A 23771-nucleotide genomic window follows, 5' to 3' on the forward strand; every position below is an offset into this window, starting at 1 on the left:
TTATAATGAAGAATATTTGCTGCTTAGTATTCCTATGTGTGTCATTATTAAGTTGTGCTCAAGATAAAGAACCTTTATTGGGAGAAACACAATTCCAAAGAGAGATGAACTCAGAATATAAGGATGCGACGAAATCGCCCCTTAAAGCTAAAGACTTAAAGGATTTTGAAGGACTCGATTTTTTTAAGTTTGATGCTACTTTAGTGGTCAGAGCGAAGTTAGAAAGAACACCAAACACGAAATACTTTAAGATGAAAACAACGACAAGTAGAGTGTCTTTAGAAAGAATTTATGGTGTCTTAACTTTTGATATAAAAGATGTTAATTATAAACTAAATGTTTATCAGGGAAAAGAATTAACAAAGCAGGAAGAATACAAAGACTATCTTTTTCTACCATTTTTAGATGATAGTAATGGAGACGGAAGTTATGCTGGCGGGCGTTATATTGATCTAACAATTCCTAAAGGCGATAGCATAATTATAGATTTTAATACTGCATACAATCCCTATTGTGCGTATAATGAGAAATATTCTTGTCCAATAGTGCCAAGAGATAATTACCTAGCAACTCGAGTAGAAGCCGGAGTGAAAGCTTTCAAAAAACATTAAATAGAGGTCACTTGACCAAGTACATTCCTGCAAAAACAGCTAAAAAACCTACGACAAAACTCGCAACTGTATAAAGCGCAAAACTTGTAAAATCGCCAGCTTTTAAAAATACATGATTTTCATAAGCGAAGGTAGAAAAAGTTGTAAAACCACCACAGAACCCTGTGGCTAACAATAGCGTGTGGCTATGAGTTAGTGCGTTATTTTTTAGTGCGATTCCTAAAATGACACCAATTAATAAGCTTCCTAACATATTAGCAGCAAAAGTACCATACGGAATTCCTGTTTCAGTACTGTTTAAATACTTCCCTATAATATAGCGCAGGACACTCCCAAAGCCACCACCAAAAAATACGAGTAAAAGGTTTTTCATACTTACTTAAAAACAGTTGAGGTTACAATATTATCTCTTTTTTTACTGGGTATCCTGATAAATCCTAAAAATATGCATTTCAATTTTAACAGTTAAGACGTTAACTTTTTTTATTACGTAGCCATTTAATAGATTGGAGTGAATGCCTTATGTACGATGTATCACTTTTGTGATTTTGTTTAAATATTACAGTATGAGACCTGGATGATTGAATTGTAGAGAGCAAAGTTGTTTTATCGCCTAGAGTATATACAATAGCATCATCTTCATCAAAAAATAGTGAAGAAATTTCATTATCTGCAATAACGAGAACGGTTAGCAATAGTGCAGCGATATTTAATCCTGATCCAGAACGAAAAATTATAGGCTAAAAGACCTAAACAACTATATTTTTTTTAAAATAAAAGCAGTTCTAAACTTTAGAACTGCTTTTTTATTAATTACAACTTATGCCAATTTATTGTACGGCAATATATATTTCTGTCTTAAGGTGCGCTGGATTTGGTGTGTTCATTGGCGAATTTAAATACGCTTCAAGCATTGGTCCATCTTTTTCTTGTTCTAAGCCACTATCGGCAATGGCTTTCATACCTGTATCCCAGGCTTCTTTTAAATGACTATAATTTCCATTTAATGTTATTTTTAGGGCCTTAAAAGGCTCTATTTGGCCAGTAAGAATAGTGCTGCCAGTTGTAATGACACGGGCTGCTGTAGGTATACAGCAAGAGAACATAACCGCATTATTAGCTTCATCCCATTTATGATAGAGGACAAAAGGAGCACCAGCAATGCTGATGTTGTTCTTTTGGGCATAACTCATGATTTCAGGAAGCATTTGTTCCATTTTAGATGGAAAATCTTCAAAGGTTGTTGCTGTAGAATTATAGATATAAAAACCACCACTGTGTTGTGTTGTTTCTTTATCAACGACAATACTGTATTTTTTCATGTCCACTTGAATGACACTATCAAGTTTCTCTAAGCTACGCTCATATTCAGGGCCAATTTGTTTTTCCATGTCCCCCATAAATGCTGTATATGCCTTAAAATCGAAAGGCAAATCTTTGCCGAAATGGTCCAAGTGACATCTGTAGAACCATCTTCATTCGAACTGAATTTCCATGACACCTCAGACTTAGGGTAATCATTTATTTGCATTTCCTGTTCTATGGCGCTGTTAGGGTTCACTTCAACCGTTTTCATTGTACCCACGCCGTCAGCATCTTCCCAGGAATAAGAGCCGCCAACACCGCTTGTGTTTTCGGGAAGTGTGATTTTCATATTCGGATTGTTTTCTACCCAAGACGACCAGGAAGACCAGTTTTTATAATCATTAACATGGTCATAAATTACTGCCGCGGGTGCTTTGATTGTTCTTGTTCGCGTCACTTCATAATCATTGGGTTGCACGGCAATATAAAGTGCTAAAGCGATGATTGTAATAAGTAAAAGGAAGAAAATGTATTTTAAGGCTTTCATTTGGTTTGAGGTATTTGTTAGTTTATCAAAGTTACTAAAATAATAATATACAATTATCAATACCTATTTTTAAAAACATGCTATTTAAAAAAGAACTTAATAGCAGCGATCAAGCCTATAAATGCAATAAAAGCTAAAAGAACCCAGATTGTGCCTTTGTAATACATCTTGTGTAGTCTTAAGTCTTTTCTATAAGTATAGATTAGTGCAGTAATAAAGACTACGGCAAAACAAATGGCAAAAATTAATTGTCCTGTACTAAACATATCCCTACTTTTAAATTTATATAAAATGATTACATTACAACTCGTCAAAAATACTATTAAAATGCCAAAGGCCATAATTTATAGCCCTCTCTTCTTAAAAAGAGAATAACACGATTCACTATCATGGTTCTGTATTTGTTACTGTTATAAGAAAGGATATAGTGCGTTTTCTAAATATAAACACACTGTTTTAAGGCCTTTATTAAAACGCATAGAACAACAAAAATAGGCACAGGTATCTCCTGTTTTTTGTATGATGTCTTTCATATGAAATATTAGGAATGCCGAAGTAGTTTATGTAGATCCTGTAGCATGTAAACGCGTTATAATCTTTATATTTGAAAAATGTATAAGAAGAATTAGGAGTGATTTTTTCTAGTCTTGGCATAGGCTTGATTTTGTAAATATCATAGAGACCAATCGTTTACTGGATGACATTTTAAGTAAGGTTGTCCACGAGTGTGATTAATAACTAAAAAAAAAATCAACGCGTTTTTCTAGTTTTGAGTCGTCTTATTGTCTAGGGGTTGAATAAAGAAATGTATTGTTCAGGAAGCAAGTCATGCTGTTAGAAACTGTTAGAAAAATGATATTTTGTTTTTATCTCGCCTAAAGTTTATATAGGCGAGCGAGCATTGATAAAAAACAGAATAATACAGATTTCCATTATTACGAAAATCAAAATAAATTGAGAATGAAAAATAAAATTGAAGCAGTAAAAGCCTTTCATACAGCATTTAAAATAGGGCATTTAGAAGATCCAAAAGGAGATTTAGGGCATTCGAAGAATACTTTGCGTTACAACTTAATGAAGGAAGAAAACGAGGAGTATTATGAAGCCGCAAACAATAATGATTTGGTTGAGGTTGCTGATGCCTTGGGCGATATGTTGTACATTTTGTGCGGTACTATTATTGAGCACGGCATGCAGCATAAAATAGAGGAGGTTTTTAATGAAATACAACGCAGTAATATGAGTAAGTTAGGCGAAAATGGAGAGCCTATATACAGAGCCGATGGAAAAGTCCTGAAAGGACCAAATTACTTTAAGCCTGACATCGCAAAAATTTTAGAATCTTAATTGTACTGCACCTTAAAGATGTCGATTAAAACATCGGCAGGCACAATCATATCCGGAAAGCCTTCCATTAAATATAATACCTTGGTAATTGATTCGTGATTGAGCCCCATTCTTAAGCCATAATTGTAGAGTTTTACAACTTCGGCATGAGTACGTTCATTATCAATATGCATTAAGAGCACTAAACGATGAAATTGTACAATGCGCTCACTATGTGATTTTAAATTGACATAGTAGTTGGTCGGATGCTCTATTAAATAATCGAAATCCTCACGAGAAATTTCAAGTTGCCTAGAGACCCCTATAAGAAAATTATATTCCATATTCTTAATCTCTTTGTCTGCTTTTGCAAAAGCTATCATCTCAGATAATAAACTTAGCTTTTCTACTCTATTAGGCATGTTATCAGTGAATTAAATTACATGTTATAAAATTAAGCATTAAAACTAATTAATAAACGTTGAAAGCACGTCGGTTGTCGAAAAATGAGTAGCTTTACACCGATTTTAAATGCTTTTTATCAAAAACCCCGCCTTTAGAAACATAAATACAGTATTTAAACATCTAAAAATCACTATTTTAAGACATGACAAATAACGATATTTTTAAAAAGCTAAGAGTAGCACATAAGTTAAGAGACACAGACATCATTAAGATATTAGAACTGGTAGATTTTAGAATTACAAAGTCAGAATTAAGTGCTTTTTTTAGACGAGAAGAGCATCCTAATTATGTAGAATGTGGAGATCAGATTTTGCGAAATTTTTTAAATGCTTTAATTATTCATCTGCGAGGACCAATGCCGAAAAAAGGGGAAACCTTGGAAAAGCCACTTTCTGAAAAAGGAAAGACTAAGAAACTGGATAATAAATAAGACTTCAATGCATCAAAAACATAAAAAAAGAGCAACTAATCGTTGCTCTTTTTTTTATTAATGTGCTTGCAATAAGCATCAGTTTGATAGCATTTAACTTATTTAAGCTAAGACAGCTTGAACTTTATCTGCTGCTTCCTGAAATTCGGTTGCACTCATAACATCTAATCCGAATTATCAATTAATTCTTTTGCGATGTCTGCATTGGTTCCTTGTAAACGTACAATAATAGGAACATTAATAGCGTCTCCCATATTTTTATAGGCATCTACAACGCCTTGGGCCACACGGTCACAACGTACAATACCACCAAAAATATTAATTAAGATTGCTTTAACAGCCGTGTCTTTTAATATAATTCTAAAAGCAGCTTCAACACGTTTAGCGTCTGCGGTACCTCCAACATCTAAAAAGTTTGCTGGCTCTCCACCGGCTTGCTTGATTAAATCCATTGTAGCCATTGCTAAACCAGCACCATTCACCATACAACCCACGTTGCCATCAAGGTCAACATAGTTAAGGCCTAGCTTTCCAGCTTCGACCTCTATCGGGCTCTCTTCACGTAAATCACGCAATTCAGCTAAGTCTTTATGTCTGTATAATGCATTATCATCTAAGGTAACCTTAGCATCAACTGCCATTATTTTATCATCACTGGTTTTTAAAACCGGGTTGATTTCAAATAAAGAGGCATCAGATTTATCATAAGCTGTATATAAAGCAGTAACAAACTTGGTCATGTCTTTAAAAGCAGCACCAGATAATCCTAAATTAAAGGCAACACGACGCGCCTGAAAAGGTAAAATACCCGTTGCAGGATCTATTTCTTCGGTAAAAATTAAATGCGGCGTTTCTTCAGCTACCGTTTCAATATCCATTCCACCTTCGGTAGAATACATAATCATATTACGTCCTGTACTACGATTTAATAAAACAGACATGTAAAATTCGTTAGGCTCAGAGGCTCCTGGATAGTATACATCTTCAGCAACTAAAACTTGGTGAACACGCTTTCCTTCAGCAGAAGTTTGTGGTGTTACTAAATCCATTCCTATGATTTGCTCTGCAATGCTTTCAACTTCCTGTAGACTCTTGGCTAGTTTTACACCACCTCCTTTTCCACGGCCACCTGCATGAACTTGAGCTTTTATAACATGCCATCCTGTTCCAGTTTCAGCCGTTAAACGCTTGGCAGCAGTTACTGCTTCGGCAGCATTTTTAGCAACAATACCGCGTTGTATACGTACGCCAAATGTGCTTAGTAATTCTTTTCCTTGATATTCGTGTAAATTCATCCTTGATAGATTTATTTTTTCTATTGCCCCAAAAGAGGTAATCTGTAAAATTTTAGAGCCACAAAAGTAAATAATCACAATAACTTACCCTAATATTTAATTATGAAAAATAGCGCGTACTACCGTTACACGTTATGTTAAATAATTAACAAAATGTTTGAAATGTGTAATATTAGTAGTTATTTATTTTTTGGTATTTTAAATAGAAGCAACTTTGTGAAAAATAACTTATGAAAAACAGCCAATTACTTAAAATAGCAGAGGACTTTGGAAGCCCTGTTTATATCTATGATTCCGAAATTATTACGACTCAATATCAACGGTTAATGTCTGCTTTTAATAAGGTAAAGCGTGTGAAAATTAACTATGCGGTTAAGGCTTTATCTAATATTTCCATTTTAAAATTAATGCATACGCTTGGTGCTGGTTTAGATACGGTATCGATACAAGAGGTGAAATTGGGCTTGGCTGCTGGTTTTCCAGCAGAAAGTATCATTTACACACCAAATGGCGTTTCCTTAGAAGAGATTGAAACGGTAGCGGCATTAGGCTGCCGGATTAATATTGATAATTTATCGATTCTAGAACAGTTTGGTACAAAACACCCTCATGTCCCTGTGTGTATTAGGATTAACCCACATGTCATGGCGGGTGGTCATACTAATATTTCAGTGGGGCATATAGATAGTAAATTTGGAATTTCGATACATCAAATTCCACACATTCTAAGAATTGTTGAGAATACAAACATGACTATTAACGGCATTCACATGCATACAGGAAGTGATATTTTAGATATTGATGTATTTCTGTATGCTAGTGAAATTTTATTTGAAACCGCTAAAAATTTTAAAAACTTAGATTTCATGGATTTTGGTTCCGGTTTTAAAGTCCCTTATAAGTCTGATGATATTGAAACAAATATTGAAGAATTTGGCGAAAAATTAAGTGAGCGATTTAATACTTTTTGTAAAACATATGGAAAAGAGCTCACCATTGCCTTTGAACCTGGGAAGTTTTTAGTGAGTGCCGCAGGACAATTTTTAGCAAAAGTTAATGTTGTAAAACAGACAACTTCTACGGTGTTTGCACAAATCGATTCCGGTTTTAACCACCTTATTAGACCCATGTTATATGGTTCTCAGCATGACATTCAAAATATATCCAACCCTACAGGTAGAGAACGGTTTTACACTGTTGTGGGGTATATATGTGAGACAGATACTTTTGCTAATAACAGGCGTATTGCTGAAATTAATGAAGGTGATCTTTTAGCCTTTAAAAATGCTGGTGCGTATTGTTTTAGCATGGCTAGTAATTATAATTCACGGTATCGTCCTGCTGAGGTGATGTGGCATAATGGGAAAGCACATTTAATTAGAAAACGAGAAATTTTTGATGATATCTTAAGAAATCAAATTGAAATAGACATACTACCACAAAAAAAAAGTATTAAGGCTCAAGTTCATATGTGATTTTAATACGAATAGCATCCAAGAATAACACGTCTTGGATGTTTTTTTTTGCACATATAAAATTTTTAATTAATTAAATCATTCTTGTGAATACTCAATACATTCTACCTATGGTATTGGGTCGGCCGTAGTTTTTTGTAGTAAAGATTTTATTTTTTAGGCGTCATATTTTTATTAGTTCGTTATATTTTAATGTAAATTTAACGACGCAGTAAAACAGTATAAAAATGGAAAAAATATCACCAATCCTAATACGTCAAATCTTTATAATCTCATTGATTCTTTTGGTAGGTAGCCTTATTTTTACAGAAATGCTTCCTTACCTTGGTGGTGTCCTTGGCGCTATTACCTTATATGTACTTCTGCATAAATGGATGCAAAAAATGGTGAATACTAAAAAGTGGAGTACCAGCCTTTCTGCAATTCTTTTGCTTCTATTTTCTTTTATAGTTATTATTATTCCTGTTGTAGGAACTCTTTTAATGCTAGGAAACAAAATTAGTGGCTTTGTGGATAATAGTGAAAAAGTCATTAAAGCTATTAAAGGTCAATTAGAAAAAGTAGAGCAATTTGTAGGTTTTGATTTAAATTCTCAGATAAACACAAGCAGTATCACAGGGTGGCTGACCAAAAATCTAGAAAGCCTCGCGGGTGGTACTTTTACTGTTTTTATTTCTGTTGGTGTGATGGCCTTCATATTTTATTACATGCTCACTAATAGTCAGCTGATGAAAGATTCACTTTTAAAATATATTCCTTTGGCAGAAGATAATATGAGTGAAATTGGTAATGAAATAAAATCTATGGTTCGCGCCAATGCGCTTGGAATTCCATTAGTTGCTTTGGCTCAGGGTGTTATAGCCTTGGTTGGTTTTTTAATTTTTGGGATTAAAGATCCTTTTTTCTGGTTTGTTATTGTCACAATCGGTTCTATGGTTCCTTTTATTGGCACGCTACTTGGGATTCTTCCTGTTTTTGTTACGGCCTTATCCTCGGGTCATAACTTTCAAGCGTGGGGCATTTTAATTTATGGCCTTGTTGTTGTTGGCTCAACAGATAATATAATACGCCTTTATGTGCTTCAAAAGTTAGATAAGGTACACCCTTTAATTACACTTATAGGCGTTATTATTGGTGTGCCATTATTTGGTTTTATAGGCTTGATTTTTGGGCCATTACTAGTTAGCTTGTTCATTATATTAGCAAAAATTTACAGAAAAGAGTATGGGACGAAGACTAAAAAATCAATAAAAAAGCAACTATAAATTTTGGTAAAACGTTAATCTGTTTTCATACAAATCGTTGAAGGTGAATTCCCGAGTTTGCCAGGCCGTAGCTCTCAATTTGATGTTCTCATGAAACGCTTTTTTATATTTATATTCTTCGTACAAACTTTCAACATGCTCGGTGACTATGCGTAGCATTGGTTTTGGGAACTCCACTTCTAAGGGTGTTGCTTGATGCTGTTCTAGATGTATTTCAATACCATCACGACGCACCCCCGCGTAAGTTGGCAATTTGCTGTCGTCGGCAAAGGCAATGGTAAAACCTAATTTTTTCACATAATAGGTGAGTGCGTCAACCACATTTTCAACGGGAAGAATAGGATGGATTTGATGCAGTATTGGCTTAGGCATTACTTTCTAACGGTTCCATTAAAATGATTTACTTTTGGGTTGATGGGATTTCCTGTTATTCTTCTAAAGGAAGCCAATTGTCCGCAATGCCAAATGGCATCACTTATGGGGCCATTAATAGCATTCCAAAAGGGAACTTCTTTAGACCCAAATATGAGTTTGTATTGTGACATGTCAGCACTAACTCTAAAAATATCAGCCGCTTGTTTTAAATTTAAGAGGGTTTGTTTTCTTAATTCAAATAGATTTTCTAATGGCTTATCATTTTTAGAATTTGCTTTTTTTAAGGCGGCATTTGCAATAATGTATGAAAGGTCATAAATATGTTCTATGGTTTCCAAAGAAGTCCTTACAGAATCTGTTGGTTTATAAGCGAGATCTTTTTCAGTTAAGCCTTCACTAGACCGAGAAAAACCTAAATCCTAAAGCGTCTACTTGTCCGGCCGCTACAGTTCCTGCAGTATATTTTTCTGAAACTTGGGGAAGTTCATAATAAGGAAGTGGTTTTTCCGGTTGTTGTGCGAATATAACTGATGAGAATAGCAATACAATACCTGTTATTTTATATATCATTACATTTTTTTTAGGTCTCATTTATGTTTTTTCTACATAATCCTATTATTAGCTGCTCTTTAGAGGTTGTAGACATGTGCTTTTGCAAATGTATAGTCCTTTTATCTTATGAGCTTTCTTGTGGCTTTCTTCAAAACTGTAATTGTAGTCAGATCTATCGTTTTTGTTTAAAGACCGCTACAAAATCACGGTAATACTAATTTTTCAATGCTTTAGATGAAGTTAACGGGTTTGTTCCATACTTGTCAAATAAATACACTAAGCTTGTCATGGTAGCAGCGCCCAGTTCTAGTTCTCTTTTGTTTACAGCATCAAAAGTATCATTACTAGCATGATGGTAATCAAAGTAACGTTGAGAATCCGGACGTAAACCTGCTAACACGTTACTGTCATTTTTTAAAGGGCCCACATCGGCACCACTACCACCTTTTTCAAAATAGTGAATTAAATAAGGCTTGAATAGAGCCTTCCAACTTAATACCTGTTCAAAATTCGCATCACTACAATCAAAACTAAAGCCTCCGGGCGTGAACCCTCCAGAATCGCTTTCCGGAGCAAATACATGGGTTTCCTTGTTTTTCTTAGCTTCCTCCGCATATTTATTACCACCTCTTAAGCCATTTTCTTCATTCATAAACAAAACGACACGAAGGCTTCTTTTTGGTGTAATGCCACTTTCTTTTAGAAGTCTAAGAACATCCATGGACTGAACGACACCTGCGCCATCATCGTGTGAGCCATCACCTAAATCCCATGAATCTAAATGGCCCCCAACAATCATATACTCATTGGGGAATTCACTACCAGTGATTTCTCCTATAACATTATAGGATTTTACATCCGCTAATTGTTCACAGCTTTGTTTAAAGAAGAATTCTAAATTCGTATCATTTTTTAAGGCTTCTGATAGTTTTTCTGCAGCAATAGTACTTATGGCCGCAGATGGAATACGCTGGTCGTTCGGTAAATCGCCATAACTCATACTGCCTGTATGCGGAAAATCGTCTAATCGTAAATTCATAGAACGTACAATAACGCCAGCAGCCTCAAACTTGGCTGCTTCCATCGCACCAGCATAACGTTGATTAACACAACCACCATAAGCCGAGAACGTAGTAATCAAATCGGCTTGCATGGGCCGATTAAAAAAAACAATTTTACCTTTAATGGCGTCTTTGCCTAAGGTACTAAGTTCTTCAAAATTTTGGACTTCAATCACTTTAGCTTTTAGACCTGAATTTGAAGTGGCTATAGAGCCCCCAAGTGCACAGATAGCTACCGGTACAGATGTCCCGGAACCTGTTATAAAATACGCTGATTCTTTTTCGCCTCTTATCCATTTTGGGACCATAACTTCTTGTAACCACACGTTGTCTAACCCTAAATTTTCTAATTCAGTTTTGCCCCATGCCACTGCTTTTTCTGCATTCTCGGAGCCGGATAAACGGCCGCCAATAGTATTAGATAAGTGGTCAAGCCACTCGTATGCCTTTCCGTTGGTTAAGGATTGTGTGTAAATGGTTTTAAGCACCTCTTCATCAGTTTGAGAGAATACCATAGAGGTAAAAGTTAAGATTATTAGTAATAGGATATTTTTCATTTTTCGGTTTTTTAAATTCTAAATGAATGTTTTATTTTAGTTATTCATTATTTAATTCTTGGCGGTATAAATCGATATTTGCCTTTGTTTTATTATCTAGTTCAGGCTCTTTAATATCCTTATATTCTTTAAGTGTATTGTATAAAATTTGTGCAACAATTAACCGCGCAGCAGGTTTACTATCTGCAGGAATATTGTACCAAGGGGCATGCGCCTTAGAGGTGCGATTAATGGCATCTTCGTAGCAAGCCATATAATCTGTCCAAAGTTTACGCTCTACTAAATCACCTGCAGAAAATTTCCAGTTTTTCTCTTTTAAATCTAAACGGCGCAATAACCTGTTTTTCTGTTCTTCTTTCGATAAATTCATAAAAAATTTAAAGATAATGGTTCCATTTTGAGCAAGATGCTTTTCAAAATTTAAGATTTGATTAAAACGTGTCTCCCAAAAGGCATCATCTATATCGGCCACTGTTTTTATGTTGGGTAATTTTTCTCCTAAAATATAATTGGGGTGTACTCGTGTAACAAGAACATTTTCATAATGTGTTCTATTATGAACACCAAATTTACCACGTGCTGGTAATGCCAAATAATGGCGCCATAAATAATCATGTCTTAGCTCCAATGGCGTAGGGACTTTAAAGCTCATCACTTCAACACCCCGGGCATTGAAATCTTTGAAGACCTCACGAATTAAACTGTCTTTTCCGAAGTATCCATGCCTTGAAGACAAACTAAAACGGCGTATTTTCCATGAGCATACATCGTGTCTTGAAGGTTTCCCAACTTACGTCTTACTTTTCGTAATTCATCTTTTATAGTCTCTTCATCCGTTTTTAAATTCACCAATGTTGGAAGTGATTCAATTTTAATTGGTGAAGTAATTTTAAATTCTTCAATATCTATTTTTTTCATAGTATCTTTCTTACTTAATAAATATAGTTATTATTTCCATTTTTATGACTGAAGTGTTCTATTTTTGCCTTAAATTTTAATGTAATAGATGCCTATAAAGTATTTTACACGTAAAGTGTTAATAACCTTTGAAATAGCCGATATCACTACCGATATTAGTATTTTCTTTGTTTTTTGTAAAATGAGGGCATTATTTAAAATGTTAAATTTTATGCATTTCATCGATTAAACGCAAAAAAAAACGATGTACTGTATTTATTTTACTATATTAGATTAAAATTAATCAACAAAACTCTCAAATTATGGCAAAGAACAACCTACTTTTATTCATGTTTATTGTATTTATGCAATTTAACATACAAGCACAAACTGAAGACACAAGCGCCGATGTTGTTGCCTACAATGATGAAAATGAGTTATCCGGAGCGACAAAAAGCGCAACGGATAAAGTGTTAACGGAACAGGAGTTAGCTGAAAAAGATCAATTAGAACGAGAAGCTAAACTTTATGCAGCGAGACAAGCGGTCTTAAAAAAACTTAGTTTTATTGAAACCAATCAAAATGCGTTTACGGCTCAAGTAAATAACTTTAACGCTTCACTGGAGGCTTGTAGATGTGGAAAGGAAATATCAGATCCTAATGACGAAAGAGAGTTAGCCAAAATGACTGTTTTAGAAATAAGAACTTATTTTATTGAAAAGAACATTAATATTACAAAAATATATATGACTAGTCTAAATAGTTGTAAAAAATAACTAAGAAGATGTCATTGGCCTATTTTTGAGTTTTTCTAATACTTACTAACCTTAAAACCATCAGAAGTTTATTTTTGATGGTTTTTCCTTATCCTATTTATAGGAGTGAGTCTATGGTTAGTTTTATTATAGAGAAAAAGGGCGTATTAGTTTAGGGTCACTACTTCTGTAGCAAAGGATTTTACACTGAATACTAATTTTGCGTTTAAAACTTATGTGATAATTAATGCTATTTTACATCGTGATGAAATGATTTTAGTGCCATAGATCAAGGGTTTAGGTGTCTTTATACGCAAAGAATGGCATAAATAAATATTGAATTGATAAAAATCGATGAATTTCATCGATTAAATATACTTTAACTCCGATTAAATGCTCCTTTTTTATATTTTTGTGTTTCGAATTAACTTTTAATATACATTCCCAAATTATGAAAAAAAATTACTTATTATTTTTTCTATTTACTTTCATTTTAACTGCGTCTTATGGTCAGCAGTCTAATGCTACGAACGTGCGATTTAATCTCGGTAAAGTGAGTAAAAATGTAATTGCTGGTATAGAATCGTATAATTTAGAAGATTTAAAATATCATGCTAGATTATCTAAAGAATCCATAGAAATCGTAGAAAAATTAACAGAATCTGAGCAGTGCTATAATACCCTTGATATATCGAATAGTATAGCTATTTATCTAGAGACTGCTTTATTGGCGGAAGAATTGGTTACTGCTAGAACGTATTTAAATAAAACAGAAGATTTAATTCTTAAAGCGTTTTACGAATATGATGTTTGTAGTAATGAAGAAGCCAATGCTGTAAGTAGTAATTACGGTGAAAATGCATTAACCGATTTACAACAACAACAAGCAGAGTTAAAGGCACAGCAGGCAGCGTTAGAGCAGAAAGCAAAAGACATTAAACTGCAATTGGCAGAACAAGAAAGACAAGAAACTATTTTAAAAAAACAACAGTTTGTCACTTCAAATGAAAGAGCGATGACGAGTAGTATCAATGCGTATAATGATGTTTTAAAGTCTTGTGAATGCCGGACTTCCCTAGCACCTTCTCAAGAAAGCGTATCCGATTTATCGACCAAAACTATTCAGGAAATTAAAACTTTTTACTTAGATAAGAGCATTACTATTTCTCAAAATTTTGGTGCTAAATTGAAAGCGTGTAAAGAATAATTTGAATTAGTTTTTAAGCATATAAAAAGGCTCAACTTTTACAGTTGAGCCTTTTTTATTATTCTACTTTTCCACAATCGTACTATCCCTCATTCTCATCTTCTTTCGTTAATAATGGGTGGTCTTTAATGCCTAATCCCACAATTTTAATTATACTGGCTACGGTATTATAAAGCATTAAAACGACTGTTATTAAACCTCCACTAAGTATGGCCGATAGACCAAGACTGATATAGTAAATAGAAGTAAACCAGGAATTGGGTACATTTTCAGCTTCAGTTACTGGTATATTCATAAGTTGAAATACAATCATAGCAGAGACAAATACAATGGTATCAATTTTTGCTATTAATAACACATGTTTGTAGTGTTCTTCCGTAAGTTTTGATTTCGAACTGGAACTAATACTTAATAGTGTTAAAAGTAATGCTAAAATGGTTGCTGAGCCTAAAACAATAGTATTACATAAGGCATTGATACCAGGAAGTGATGTTGTTATTAATGATTTGGCTTCATAACCACTAATATTTCCTAAACCGTAGGCTCCAAGACCTATGATAATAGTTGCCAATAGACCACCAAAAAGCGCACGTTTGTTATAAATAGATAGGTTTAATAACTTCATATTATTTACTTGCAAATAGTTTCACATCGGTTTCACTAACTTCGGTACTCCCCAAAATAATTAATCGTTCTACAACATTTCGTAGTTCACGAATATTGCCTGTCCAATCATATTCTTGTAGGAGTTTTATTGCCTTAGCCGAAAAACTTTTTTTGGCAGTGCCTTGTTCTTCAGATATTTTATTAGCAAAGTGATTTATCAATAATGGGATGTCATCACGTCTGTCGTTTAAAGCAGGGACATTAATTAAAATGACTGCGAGTCTATGATATAAATCTTCCCGGAATTTACCTGACTCAATTTCTTTTTTAAGGTTTTTATTGGTTGCTGCGATGATACGAACATCTACTTTAATGTCTTTATCACTCCCCACACGTTGAATACGACTTTCTTGTAATGCACGTAAAACTTTGGCTTGTGCAGACAGGCTCATGTCTCCAATTTCATCTAAAAAAATAGTACCTCCATTGGCGGCTTCAAATTTCCCAGCTCTGTCTTTAACTGCACTTGTAAAAGCGCCTTTAACATGGCCAAATAACTCGCTCTCTATGAGTTCACTTGGAATGGCGGCACAGTTAACTTCAATCATGGGGCCTTTAACACGTTCACTTTTTTCATGTAGCCAATGTGCTACGAGCTCTTTACCCGTACCATTTGGTCCTGTAATTAAAACTCGAGCATCGGTAGGTGCTACCTTGTCAATAATATCTTTAATTTGAGAAATGGCATCACTCGCACCAATCATTTCGTATTTTTTACTAACTTTTTTCTTAAGGATTTTATTTTCTACAACCAGTTCTTTTCGGTCTAAAGCATTACGGACGGTATTTAATAAACGGTTTAAATCTGGTGGCTTTGAGATGTAATCAAAAGCCCCTAAACGCATGGTGTTTACAGCCGTATCTAGATCGCCATGACCGTAAATCATAACAATGGGTATTTCGGGTTTAATCTTTTTGACCGCTTCTAATACTTCAACACCATCCATCTTTGGCATTTTTATATCGCAGAGGATCAAATCGAAGTCTTCCTTTTTAATTTTTTCTATTCCCGCTAGACCATCTTCTGCTTCATCTACTTCGTATTTGTCGTTTTCTTCAGAAAGAATTTTTATTAAAACCCTTCTAATTGCTGCTTCGTCTTCTATTACTAATATTTTTGGCATTATATTTTAAATTTAATTCCTGTTCTAAAATAGATTGTGGGTTGCTCATCAATAGTATAAATGTCATTCCTTTCATTATCTCTCAACCTAAAATCATTTGAAAGAGTATACGCAATGTAACCGTAATATAATAAATGATCTGTAAAATAATGCTCGTAGCCTAAGCCACCTAAAACCGTTGTCATGGAAATGTTTTCAGCTAATTTTCCCTCTACTACTTTGTTTTTCTGAATATTCGCAAAGAAATTGTCCAAAGTCACGAAAGCTTGAACATGATTGTTCTTATCAAATTTATAACGAATATTGGTTTTTGGTACACCTAAGGTATAGGTCCAGTTTAGATGAAACTCCCTGTAGTAATTAATAATAGGAAGTGGATAATCTCTACCTGGTGTCGTTGAATAGCTGAGTCCTAAAATTAATCGGTTAGGTCTACTTCCTTCTTGAGGGGTTTTAGTACGATCGCGAATGGCATATACATTCCCAACATAGAGGTAATCATCGGATACCATTTTACCTGCAAAATTAGAAGCTAATCTCAACCCTCCATTGGCAGCATAAATCCAATCGCCCTCCGTTTTATAAACATAGCCTAATGTTGCTTCTAAGGTTTGAACAGAATTGATCTCGTCTGTTGAAAAAGGCAGATTTTGCCAGTCAAAATGTATGGTTCTATAATCACCTCCAACAACTATATAATTCTGTTCATCTATCTTGAGGGGTAGTTGAAAAAATGCTCGGAACCGCTCAATACTATTCTTTGAATCACTATTAGGGATATTGAGGTATTCTATTCTTAACAAATCAGAAGTTTGAGAAAAACTCATCAAGGAAAACCCTATGAACAATGAGGTTATTCCTAATTTGGTAATACTAATTTTAGGGTTCATGTAAGTAAACTAGTTGTTTGTGTTAGAATTTGAATTGTTATTGGTTTTCATCTGTAATTGAATGTCTTGATCTGGTTTCTGAATAATATGAATATCACGTTGAGGAAACGGAATGCTTATATTGTTTTCTCTAAATAATTTATCGATAGCAAACCGAATTTCACTTTTTGGAATTCTTGAGTTAAAACTGTCTTCTACCGTAAAAGCCACCCTAAAATCTAGTGAACTCTCTCCAAAGTCATTGAAGATTACCGTTGGGGCAGGTTGTTTAAAAACAAGTTTGCAAGATTGTGCGGCTTCTATTAATAATTTTTTAACGAGCTGGACATCGCTTCCATAGGCCACACCAACATCTACCGTTTCCCTTGTAGACGTGCCATTTTGCGTCCAGTTGTATAAACTATTGGTTAAATATAAATGATTAGGAATAACGAGTACTTTATTATCAATGGTTACCGCTCTTGTAGTACGTAACTTAATTTCTACCACACGTCCTACCTTACCTTCAAGTTCTATTATATCACCAACATGAACCGATTGGTCAACAAGTATGAATACCCCTGATATAATATCTTGAAAAAGTGTTTGTAAGGCGAGACCAATACCAATTAATAAGGCTGCGGATGCCGCAAAAACGGCAGTAACATCGATGCCTATAGAATCTATAACTATAAGAAAAACAATCATGTATATTAGCCATCCGGCAAATGAGAATACCGTGGTAAATTTAGCGGCATCCTCAGTTGGCATATTCCGGGTCAATAGTCTCTTTACCCATCTTAAGATGTAGGTGGTTACTATTAAAATAGCAATGACTAATAAGATATATTTAATTTTGATTGCGGCTTGAAAATCACCATCATCATTTGTGAAAGTATAAATTTTAAAATTTAAAAAATCAATAAATTTTTCCCAAAGGTTACTTTCAGTAATGACATCGCTTACTTTTTCCACTTCTTTTTCAATCTTGTCTGTTACGTTCTCTTGCATCATTAGTATTTAATCCACTTAATTAATTCTTTGTAACTAGGCTTTTTTCCATACATCAAAATGCCTACACGGTATATTTTTGAAGCAAACCAAACGGTGAACATAAATGTACCAATTAAAATTAACAATGATAAGGCCTGCTGCCATAAAGGCACTCCAAAAGGAATACGCATTAGCATTACTACTGGAGATGTTAATGGTATAAACGAAAATATGGTTGAAATTGTACCATGCGGATCTTCAATCACCGTAAAAATCCCCACATATACCGCTAGAACGAGTGGCATGATTATAGGCAGCATGAATTGCTGTGTGTCTGTTTCGTTATCAACAGCAGCCCCAATAGCAGCATACAGCGAACTGTAGAGTAAATAACCACTAATAAAGAACAGTAAAAAGGCAATGATGAGATTTAATAAAGGCAAATGTTGAAAGGCGGTCACAAATTGTTGAACCTCCATGGTAACGTTTTGGTTTTGCATCGCTTGTTCCATCATTTCTTGTTGTGGCGTTTGCACGGCTGCAAAATCGATTCCAAACATAATGGAAGCTATAACCATTAATACCCCACCCACAATGAGCCAAATCATAAATTGTGTGACACCAGCCGAGAGAGGTACCTATAATCTTACCCAGCATTAATTGTATTGGTTTTACTGAGGATATAATGACCTCGATAATGCGACTGGTTTTTTCTTCAATGACAGAACGCATGATCATATTACCATAAATGATGATAAACATGAAAAGTAAATAACCAGCGGCACCACCAAAGATGAGTTTTACTAAACTATCCAGTTTTGAAGATTTTTCACCACTAAAATTTTCCTGATTAATTTCTACCGTGACTTGTGCATCGTTAATCATGGCGACGTCTACATTTTTACTTTCCAAATTAAGATTGGTGAGTCGTTTTTCAATTTTAGATTCTAATGCGCCAATAATGGATAGCGATGGTGAATCTGAAGAATAAAAAGCAATACTTTTTACAGCTTTAGAAACACTATCAAACTTTGAAATATATAGCAAACCATAGTTGTTTTCCGCTTCTACTTGTTTTTTTGCAGCTTCTAAAGGTATTCCGTTTAAAAAATGATAGGTTATGGATTCTGCATTTTCAAAAGATTGGCCAAAATAACCCGATTCATCTAAGACATAAATCGTTCGTTCTGTATTATTGTTTATTTGTGACAAATAGCCTACTACCGTGAAGAGTGCAATAAAAATTAAAGGACTAACAAACGTCATAACGATAAAAGCCTTATTTCTCACTTTAGTAAGATATTCTCTTTTAATGATAAGTGGTAAATGATTCATAATTTAATTGTCCTTAACGGTTTGAATAAATATATCGCTAACACTTGGTATCACTTCTACGAAGTGAGACACTTCTCCTTGGGTGATTAAATAGCTTAGTAAATTATTAGCTGTCTCGTGGTCTTTAAGTTTAATATTTAGTTTTAACTCGTTGTCTAAGGATTTGAAATGTGCTGGAATTATCGAAAATTTATCAGCTAAAGTTTGTTGCAATATGGAATGGCTTTCTGCTACCATACCTACTTCAAAGGTGTTCGATTTATAGTTTCTTTTAATGGTATCTAAATTGCCATCTAAAATTTTATTAGATTTATGAATTAAAGCAATATGATCACACATTTCTTCAACCGATTCCATACGGTGTGTCGAAAAAATAACCGTGGCACCTTCGTCTCGCAATCTTAAAATTTCATTTTTTATGATATCGGCATTTATAGGATCAAAGCCTGAAAAGGGCTCATCAAAAATCAACAATTTAGGTTGGTGTAAAACGGTAACCACAAATTGAATTTTTTGAGCCATTCCTTTAGAGAGCTCTTGTATTTTCTTATTCCACCAATCCCCAATTTCTAAACGTTCAAACCACATGAGTAGTCTTTTTTTAGCTTCCGATTTTTCCAAACCTTTAAGTTGAGCAAGATATAATGCTTGTTCTCCAACTTTCATCGATTTATATAAACCACGCTCTTCCGGCAAATACCCTATGTTTTGAATATGATGTCGCTGCAGTGGTTCCCCATCTAATATCACATGACCCGTATCTCGGCATTGTAATTTGGTTAATAATGCGAATTAAGGTTGTTTTTCCAGCGCCGTTTGGACCAAGAAGGCCAAAGATACTGCCTTTTTCAACGGCAATAGAAACATGGTTAAGGGCTTTGAAATCACCAAATGTTTTAGAAACGGCGTGTGCTTCCAATAGGTTGCTCATAGATGTTGTGAAGTTTAAATGGTATTATACCGGTAAATATAGAAAATGTTAAAACAGAAGTAGGATGCTTTACATTTATTTTAACGCTTTGCAGAAGAAATAATTTAATAAATAGTGGGTTTGCTATTACTTCTATTGCAGGTTGTAATGAGTGTAATGAAGTCTATTAATAAGTAGTATTTAAAGCGGTACAGAAACAGTTGAGCTTAAAAAAACAAAACCCACCCTTAACGCAAATTAAGGATGGGAAAAAATTGCTATGAAAAAGAAAAATTACCACTGGCTTGCGCCAATGATAAATCAAATATACTATTTTTTGTTTAATTAGGGTAGAAAACAGGTAATTAGTTGTGTTTTATAACTAAAAAAGCCCATTTAATTAAATGGGCTTTGTGTGTCATTCGTTCTATTATTATGAGAACATATCTTTAACCTTTTCGAAGAAAGACTTGTCACTCTCTTCTGGTTTTGGGGCAAAATGCTCATCATCCTTCATGTCTTCAAAAAATTCTTTTTGAATTTTATTTAATGTTTTTGGCGTCCATACATTCACATGTACTAATAAATCTCCTTTACCATAACCATTAATACTTGGAATTCCTTTACCGCGTAATCGTAAAATCTTACCAGACTGCATTCCTGCATCTATTTTAATGCGTACTTTACCAGTAACGGTATCAATCTCCTTTGACGTTCCTAAAACAGCATCACTAATACTGACATATAAATCATAATGTAAATTATCACCTTCTCGCTGTAGGGTGTCATGATTCAGTTCTTCAATGGCAACCAACAAATCACCTGGAATACCATGTCCTGGGGCATCATTACCTTTTCCTGAAACCTTAAGTTGCATGCCATCTACAACTCCAGCTGGAATTTTAACTGAAATTGTTTCGTCTTTGTTAATCAAGCCTTGAGCATCTGCATCGGCTGGTTTTTTGTCAATCATTTGTCCAGCACCCCCACAAGTCGTACAAGTAGAAGCCGTTTGCATGCGACCTAAGATGGTATTGGTAATACGTGTGACTTGACCAGAACCATTACAAGTGGAGCAGGTTTTATAAGTTGTTCCTTCTGCTTGAACTTTACGCTTAACTTTAATTTTCTTTTCTACACCATTAGCAATTTCCTCTAGTGTTAATTTCACACGAATACGCAAGTTACTGCCTTTTACTCGACGTTGTTGGCCACCGCCAAATCCACCGCTAAACCCGGAAAATCCGCCATTCCCACCAAAAGCACCGCCAAAGATGTCTCCAAACTGGCTGAAGATATCATCCATATTCATGCTCCCGCCGCCAAATCCGCCGCCGCCTTCAAAGGCTTGATGACCAAACTGGTCGTAGCGTGCTTTTTTGTTGTCGTCGCTTAGCACTTCATATGCTTCAGCAGCTTCTTTAAATTTAGCTTCAGCAGTTTTGTCGTCCGGATTTTTATCTCGGATGGAACTCTATCGCTTTTTTTCGATATGCTTTTTTGATTTCTGCGGGACTCGCATTTCTGCTAATACCAAGTATTTCGTAATAATCTGTTTTTGCCATTCCTATGTTATTTCTTCAGTATGAGAGAAATTATTAATTTTTATTGACCAATAACGACCTTTGGGAAACGAATTACGGTGTCCCCAAGCTTGTAGCCTTTTTCTAAAACGTCAATAATTTTACCTTTTAAATCATCAGTTGGTGCCGGTGTTTGCGTAATAGCTTGATGAATCTCAGCATCAAAGACATCACCCGATTGCACTTCCATTTTAGATAGTCCTTTTTGCTCTAAGGTATTTAAAAGCTTTTGGTAAATTAATACCACACCTTTTCGCATTTCTTCTGCTTCTTTGTCTTCTTCAATGTGCATTAAAGCACGTTCAAAATCATCTAAAACGGGCAGCATAGAAATCATAACATCTTTACTTGCTGTTTTAAAAAGCTCTATACGTTCTTTAGAGGTTCTTTTTTTATAATTTTCAAACTCGGCGAACAGGCGTAAAAACTTGTCTTTCTCCTGGTCTAATTCTTCCTTTAGTCTGTCTCCTATAGATAATTCTTGAACTTCAACGGTTTGTTGTGTCTCATTAGTCTCTACCTGATTGTCAAGGGAGGTTTCTTTTTTATCTTTTGCTTTACTCATTTCTGTATCTTTTTAATACGATTAAAGTTTGGCAAAAGTATTGCCAGTATTGTAAAAGTGTCAAAATGTCATCACTTTTTTTTATGAAACATTTAAGTATTTCCCTAGGAATATTTATTTATCTTTGATACTTAATCAAAAATTAAAACTTAAAATGAAAAACATTGTATTAAATATTTTCACAGTAGTGGCTTTAGGTGCTGCTGTGACAGGCTGTAAAGATGGAGCAGAAAAAGCCAAAACAGGTGACGCAGAAGTGGTGAAAGAAATGGAGGTAGAGTCGAAGTTTAAGGCCATTCCTGAAGCGTCTATGATTGTGTGGACGGCTAATAAAGTGGTTGGTGGTCATTCGGGTACCATTAATGTTTCTAATGGAGTCGTACAAACTAAAGGTAATGAATTAGTAGGGGGTAATTTCATTTTTGATATTTCTACATTAGAAAACACAGATATAGAAGATGCTACAGATAAAGCGAAATTGGAAGGGCATTTAAAAAGTGCCGACTTTTTTAATGCGGAAGAATTCCCAAATGCCTCTTTTGAAATTACTAACGTAGAAGGTAACACTGTAAGTGGTAATTTAATGATGAAAGGCATTAAGAAGAATATAAGTTTTCCAGTTAAAGTGGGGATGAATGGTGATATGATGACTATTACTAGTGATGTCTTTACTATTGACAGAACAGAATGGGATATCAAATATAACTCGGGAAATTTGCAGATCCTGCAAAATTAGGAGATTATATGATTAAAGATGCTATTGAATTAAAAGTGTCTATTAAAGCAAAGAAAGCTTAATTAAAAATTTTAAAATTTAATATAAAGAGCCATGTCGATAGACATGGCTTTTTTTATATTATTTTTTTCAGGTTTTAAATTAACTCCTCCAACGCCTGATCCAATGTTACATATTCAAAGTGAAAACCTGTATTCTCAATTTTCTTAGAACTTACACGCTGACTTTCAAATAGAATGATATGCATGTCACCTAAGGTCCATTTCATAATAATTTTTGGCACATTGGGTAGAAAAAGTGGCATATTCATTTTGTTAGCGACGGCTTTAGTGAGTTCTGTGTTCGTAACTGGGTTTGGGGAGACACCGTTATAAACACCTTCTCGTTTTTTTTCTATAAGGTGAAGGAAAAGTCTCGACAAATCATCAAGATGAATCCAACTCATCCATTGCTCTCCGAACCTAATGGCGCTCCAGCTCCAATTTTAATTGGTTTTATTATCTGTGGAAAGGCTCCACCGTGCTCAGAAAAGACTAATCCTATTCGCACTTTAGACACGGTAATATCTAAGGTTTTAAAGGTGTCTACCACTTGTTCCCAAGCTTCCACGACGTGTCCTAAAAAAGAATCATTGACTTCAGTTTGGTCTTCGGTATAATAATTAGTGATTGAATCTGGATAGAATCCAATAGCACTGGCAGAAACGATTTGTGTTATATTATTCGGATTATTTTTTACTGTTTGGTGAAGTAATGCCGTCGTTTTAAGTCGGCTATCTAAAATGGCCTGCTTGTGCTTTTTTGTCCAACGCTTAGAAATACTAGCGCCTACCAAATGAATTATGGCATCGACATCTTTAACACAATT

General features: G+C 34.6%; 24 protein-coding genes and 5 pseudogenes. 8 read left to right on the forward strand and 21 right to left on the reverse strand.

Annotated elements, in window-relative coordinates; all coding sequences use genetic code 11:
- Positions 1-77: 77 nt before the first annotated feature.
- Complete coding sequence (locus tag N7U66_RS18425) at positions 78-611, forward strand: DUF1684 domain-containing protein (RefSeq protein ID WP_390886597.1); 534 nt, start codon at positions 78-80, stop codon at positions 609-611.
- Between the two features lie 7 nt (positions 612-618).
- On the opposite strand, the gene crcB is transcribed toward N7U66_RS18425, so the two are convergent.
- The 3 genes from crcB to N7U66_RS18440 form a co-directional block, all read right to left on the reverse strand.
- Positions 619-984: a fluoride efflux transporter CrcB gene (gene crcB / locus N7U66_RS18430; RefSeq protein ID WP_267676427.1), complete on the reverse strand. Its 366-nt coding sequence runs from the start codon at positions 982-984 to the stop codon at positions 619-621.
- 457 nt (positions 985-1441) lie between these two features.
- Positions 1442-2002, reverse strand: coding sequence for a GyrI-like domain-containing protein (locus N7U66_RS18435; protein ID WP_267676428.1), 561 nt, complete (start codon positions 2000-2002; stop codon positions 1442-1444).
- Entirely contained in the window at positions 1963-2463 is a 501-nt protein-coding gene (locus N7U66_RS18440; RefSeq protein ID WP_267676429.1) for an SRPBCC family protein, read from the reverse strand. The genes N7U66_RS18435 and N7U66_RS18440 overlap by 40 nt, the downstream gene beginning before the upstream one ends.
- A gap of 960 nt (positions 2464-3423) precedes the next feature.
- Here N7U66_RS18440 and N7U66_RS18450 point away from each other — a divergent pair.
- A complete protein-coding gene (locus tag N7U66_RS18450; RefSeq protein ID WP_267676431.1) occupies positions 3424-3810 on the forward strand; it encodes a nucleoside triphosphate pyrophosphohydrolase family protein in 387 nt (128 codons plus the stop codon).
- Here the strand turns inward: N7U66_RS18450 and N7U66_RS18455 are convergent.
- Positions 3807-4211 (reverse strand): TerB family tellurite resistance protein, encoded by a 405-nt coding sequence (locus N7U66_RS18455; RefSeq protein ID WP_267676432.1) that lies wholly within the window; start codon positions 4209-4211, stop codon positions 3807-3809. The genes N7U66_RS18450 and N7U66_RS18455 overlap by 4 nt on opposite strands.
- A gap of 185 nt (positions 4212-4396) precedes the next feature.
- Here N7U66_RS18455 and N7U66_RS18460 point away from each other — a divergent pair, with 185 nt between their 5' ends.
- Entirely contained in the window at positions 4397-4684 is a 288-nt protein-coding gene (locus tag N7U66_RS18460; RefSeq protein WP_267676433.1) for a DUF1456 family protein, read from the forward strand.
- A gap of 102 nt (positions 4685-4786) precedes the next feature.
- On the opposite strand, the pseudogene sucC reads toward N7U66_RS18460, so the two are convergent.
- Positions 4787-5979, reverse strand: a pseudogene (gene sucC, locus N7U66_RS18465) (ADP-forming succinate--CoA ligase subunit beta).
- Between the two features lie 230 nt (positions 5980-6209).
- Here sucC and lysA point away from each other — a divergent pair.
- Positions 6210-7454: a diaminopimelate decarboxylase gene (gene lysA, locus N7U66_RS18470; protein ID WP_267676434.1), complete on the forward strand. Its 1245-nt coding sequence runs from the start codon at positions 6210-6212 to the stop codon at positions 7452-7454.
- 227 nt (positions 7455-7681) lie between these two features.
- Positions 7682-8719, forward strand: a complete 1038-nt coding sequence (locus N7U66_RS18475; RefSeq protein WP_267676435.1) for an AI-2E family transporter — start codon at positions 7682-7684, stop codon at positions 8717-8719.
- Here the strand turns inward: N7U66_RS18475 and N7U66_RS18480 are convergent.
- The 5 genes and pseudogenes from N7U66_RS18480 to N7U66_RS18500 all read right to left on the reverse strand — a co-directional run bounded on the left by N7U66_RS18480 (position 8714) and on the right by N7U66_RS18500 (position 12182).
- Entirely contained in the window at positions 8714-9091 is a 378-nt protein-coding gene (locus N7U66_RS18480; protein ID WP_267676436.1) for a glyoxalase superfamily protein, read from the reverse strand. The genes N7U66_RS18475 and N7U66_RS18480 overlap by 6 nt on opposite strands.
- Entirely contained in the window at positions 9091-9432 is a 342-nt protein-coding gene (locus tag N7U66_RS18485; protein WP_267676437.1) for a hypothetical protein, read from the reverse strand. The genes N7U66_RS18480 and N7U66_RS18485 overlap by 1 nt, the downstream gene beginning before the upstream one ends.
- A 58-nt stretch (positions 9433-9490) precedes the next feature.
- Positions 9491-9685: a hypothetical protein gene (locus N7U66_RS18490; RefSeq protein WP_267676438.1), complete on the reverse strand. Its 195-nt coding sequence runs from the start codon at positions 9683-9685 to the stop codon at positions 9491-9493.
- Between the two features lie 175 nt (positions 9686-9860).
- Positions 9861-11264, reverse strand: coding sequence for a M20/M25/M40 family metallo-hydrolase (locus N7U66_RS18495; RefSeq protein WP_267676439.1), 1404 nt, complete (start codon positions 11262-11264; stop codon positions 9861-9863).
- Between the two features lie 40 nt (positions 11265-11304).
- Positions 11305-12182: pseudogene (locus tag N7U66_RS18500) on the reverse strand (PPK2 family polyphosphate kinase).
- 302 nt (positions 12183-12484) lie between these two features.
- On the opposite strand from N7U66_RS18500, the gene N7U66_RS18505 reads away from it, so the two are divergent.
- Both N7U66_RS18505 and N7U66_RS18510 read left to right on the forward strand, forming a co-directional pair.
- Positions 12485-12937 carry a hypothetical protein gene (locus N7U66_RS18505; protein ID WP_267676440.1) on the forward strand — a complete coding sequence of 151 codons (453 nt, stop codon included), beginning with the start codon at positions 12485-12487 and terminating at the stop codon, positions 12935-12937.
- A gap of 430 nt (positions 12938-13367) precedes the next feature.
- Entirely contained in the window at positions 13368-14123 is a 756-nt protein-coding gene (locus N7U66_RS18510) for a hypothetical protein (RefSeq protein ID WP_267676441.1), read from the forward strand.
- Between the two features lie 82 nt (positions 14124-14205).
- On the opposite strand, the gene N7U66_RS18515 is transcribed toward N7U66_RS18510, so the two are convergent.
- From N7U66_RS18515 to N7U66_RS18550, 9 genes and pseudogenes are all read right to left on the reverse strand, one after another.
- Positions 14206-14748 (reverse strand): hypothetical protein, encoded by a 543-nt coding sequence (locus N7U66_RS18515; RefSeq protein ID WP_267676442.1) that lies wholly within the window; start codon positions 14746-14748, stop codon positions 14206-14208.
- Between the two features lies 1 nt (position 14749).
- A complete protein-coding gene (locus tag N7U66_RS18520; protein WP_267676443.1) occupies positions 14750-15913 on the reverse strand; it encodes a sigma-54-dependent transcriptional regulator in 1164 nt (387 codons plus the stop codon).
- The gene (locus N7U66_RS18525; RefSeq protein WP_267676444.1) at positions 15913-16803 is read right to left on the reverse strand and encodes a hypothetical protein; all 891 of its coding nucleotides are present in this window, start codon (positions 16801-16803) and stop codon (positions 15913-15915) included. Before N7U66_RS18525 ends, N7U66_RS18520 begins: the two co-directional genes overlap by 1 nt.
- Positions 16804-16812: 9 nt before the next feature.
- Positions 16813-17793: a mechanosensitive ion channel family protein gene (locus N7U66_RS18530; protein WP_267678557.1), complete on the reverse strand. Its 981-nt coding sequence runs from the start codon at positions 17791-17793 to the stop codon at positions 16813-16815.
- 2 nt (positions 17794-17795) lie between these two features.
- A pseudogene (locus N7U66_RS18535) lies at positions 17796-19110 on the reverse strand (ABC transporter permease).
- A gap of 3 nt (positions 19111-19113) precedes the next feature.
- Positions 19114-19632 carry an ABC transporter ATP-binding protein gene (locus N7U66_RS22710; protein WP_390886663.1) on the reverse strand — a complete coding sequence of 173 codons (519 nt, stop codon included), beginning with the start codon at positions 19630-19632 and terminating at the stop codon, positions 19114-19116.
- Positions 19621-20041 (reverse strand): annotated as a pseudogene (locus N7U66_RS22715) (ABC transporter ATP-binding protein); the annotation flags it as partial. The pseudogene N7U66_RS22715 and the gene N7U66_RS22710, both read right to left, overlap by 12 nt.
- A gap of 412 nt (positions 20042-20453) precedes the next feature.
- A pseudogene (gene dnaJ, locus N7U66_RS18545) lies at positions 20454-21585 on the reverse strand (molecular chaperone DnaJ).
- A 40-nt stretch (positions 21586-21625) separates the two neighbouring features.
- Complete coding sequence (locus N7U66_RS18550; RefSeq protein WP_267676445.1) at positions 21626-22168, reverse strand: nucleotide exchange factor GrpE; 543 nt, start codon at positions 22166-22168, stop codon at positions 21626-21628.
- 154 nt (positions 22169-22322) lie between these two features.
- On the opposite strand from N7U66_RS18550, the gene N7U66_RS18555 reads away from it, so the two are divergent.
- Positions 22323-22904, forward strand: a complete 582-nt coding sequence (locus N7U66_RS18555; RefSeq protein ID WP_267676446.1) for a YceI family protein — start codon at positions 22323-22325, stop codon at positions 22902-22904.
- 136 nt (positions 22905-23040) lie between these two features.
- Here the strand turns inward: N7U66_RS18555 and N7U66_RS22275 are convergent, their stop codons facing one another.
- Positions 23041-23349 carry a DUF1731 domain-containing protein gene (locus N7U66_RS22275; protein WP_313791305.1) on the reverse strand — a complete coding sequence of 103 codons (309 nt, stop codon included), beginning with the start codon at positions 23347-23349 and terminating at the stop codon, positions 23041-23043.
- Positions 23346-23738, reverse strand: a complete 393-nt coding sequence (locus tag N7U66_RS22280; protein ID WP_313791306.1) for a hypothetical protein — start codon at positions 23736-23738, stop codon at positions 23346-23348. The genes N7U66_RS22275 and N7U66_RS22280 overlap by 4 nt, the downstream gene beginning before the upstream one ends.
- Positions 23739-23771: the final 33 nt, after the last annotated feature.

Origin of the sequence: Lacinutrix neustonica (assembly GCF_026625145.1) — a bacterium.
Lineage (GTDB): Bacteria > Bacteroidota > Bacteroidia > Flavobacteriales > Flavobacteriaceae > Lacinutrix > Lacinutrix neustonica.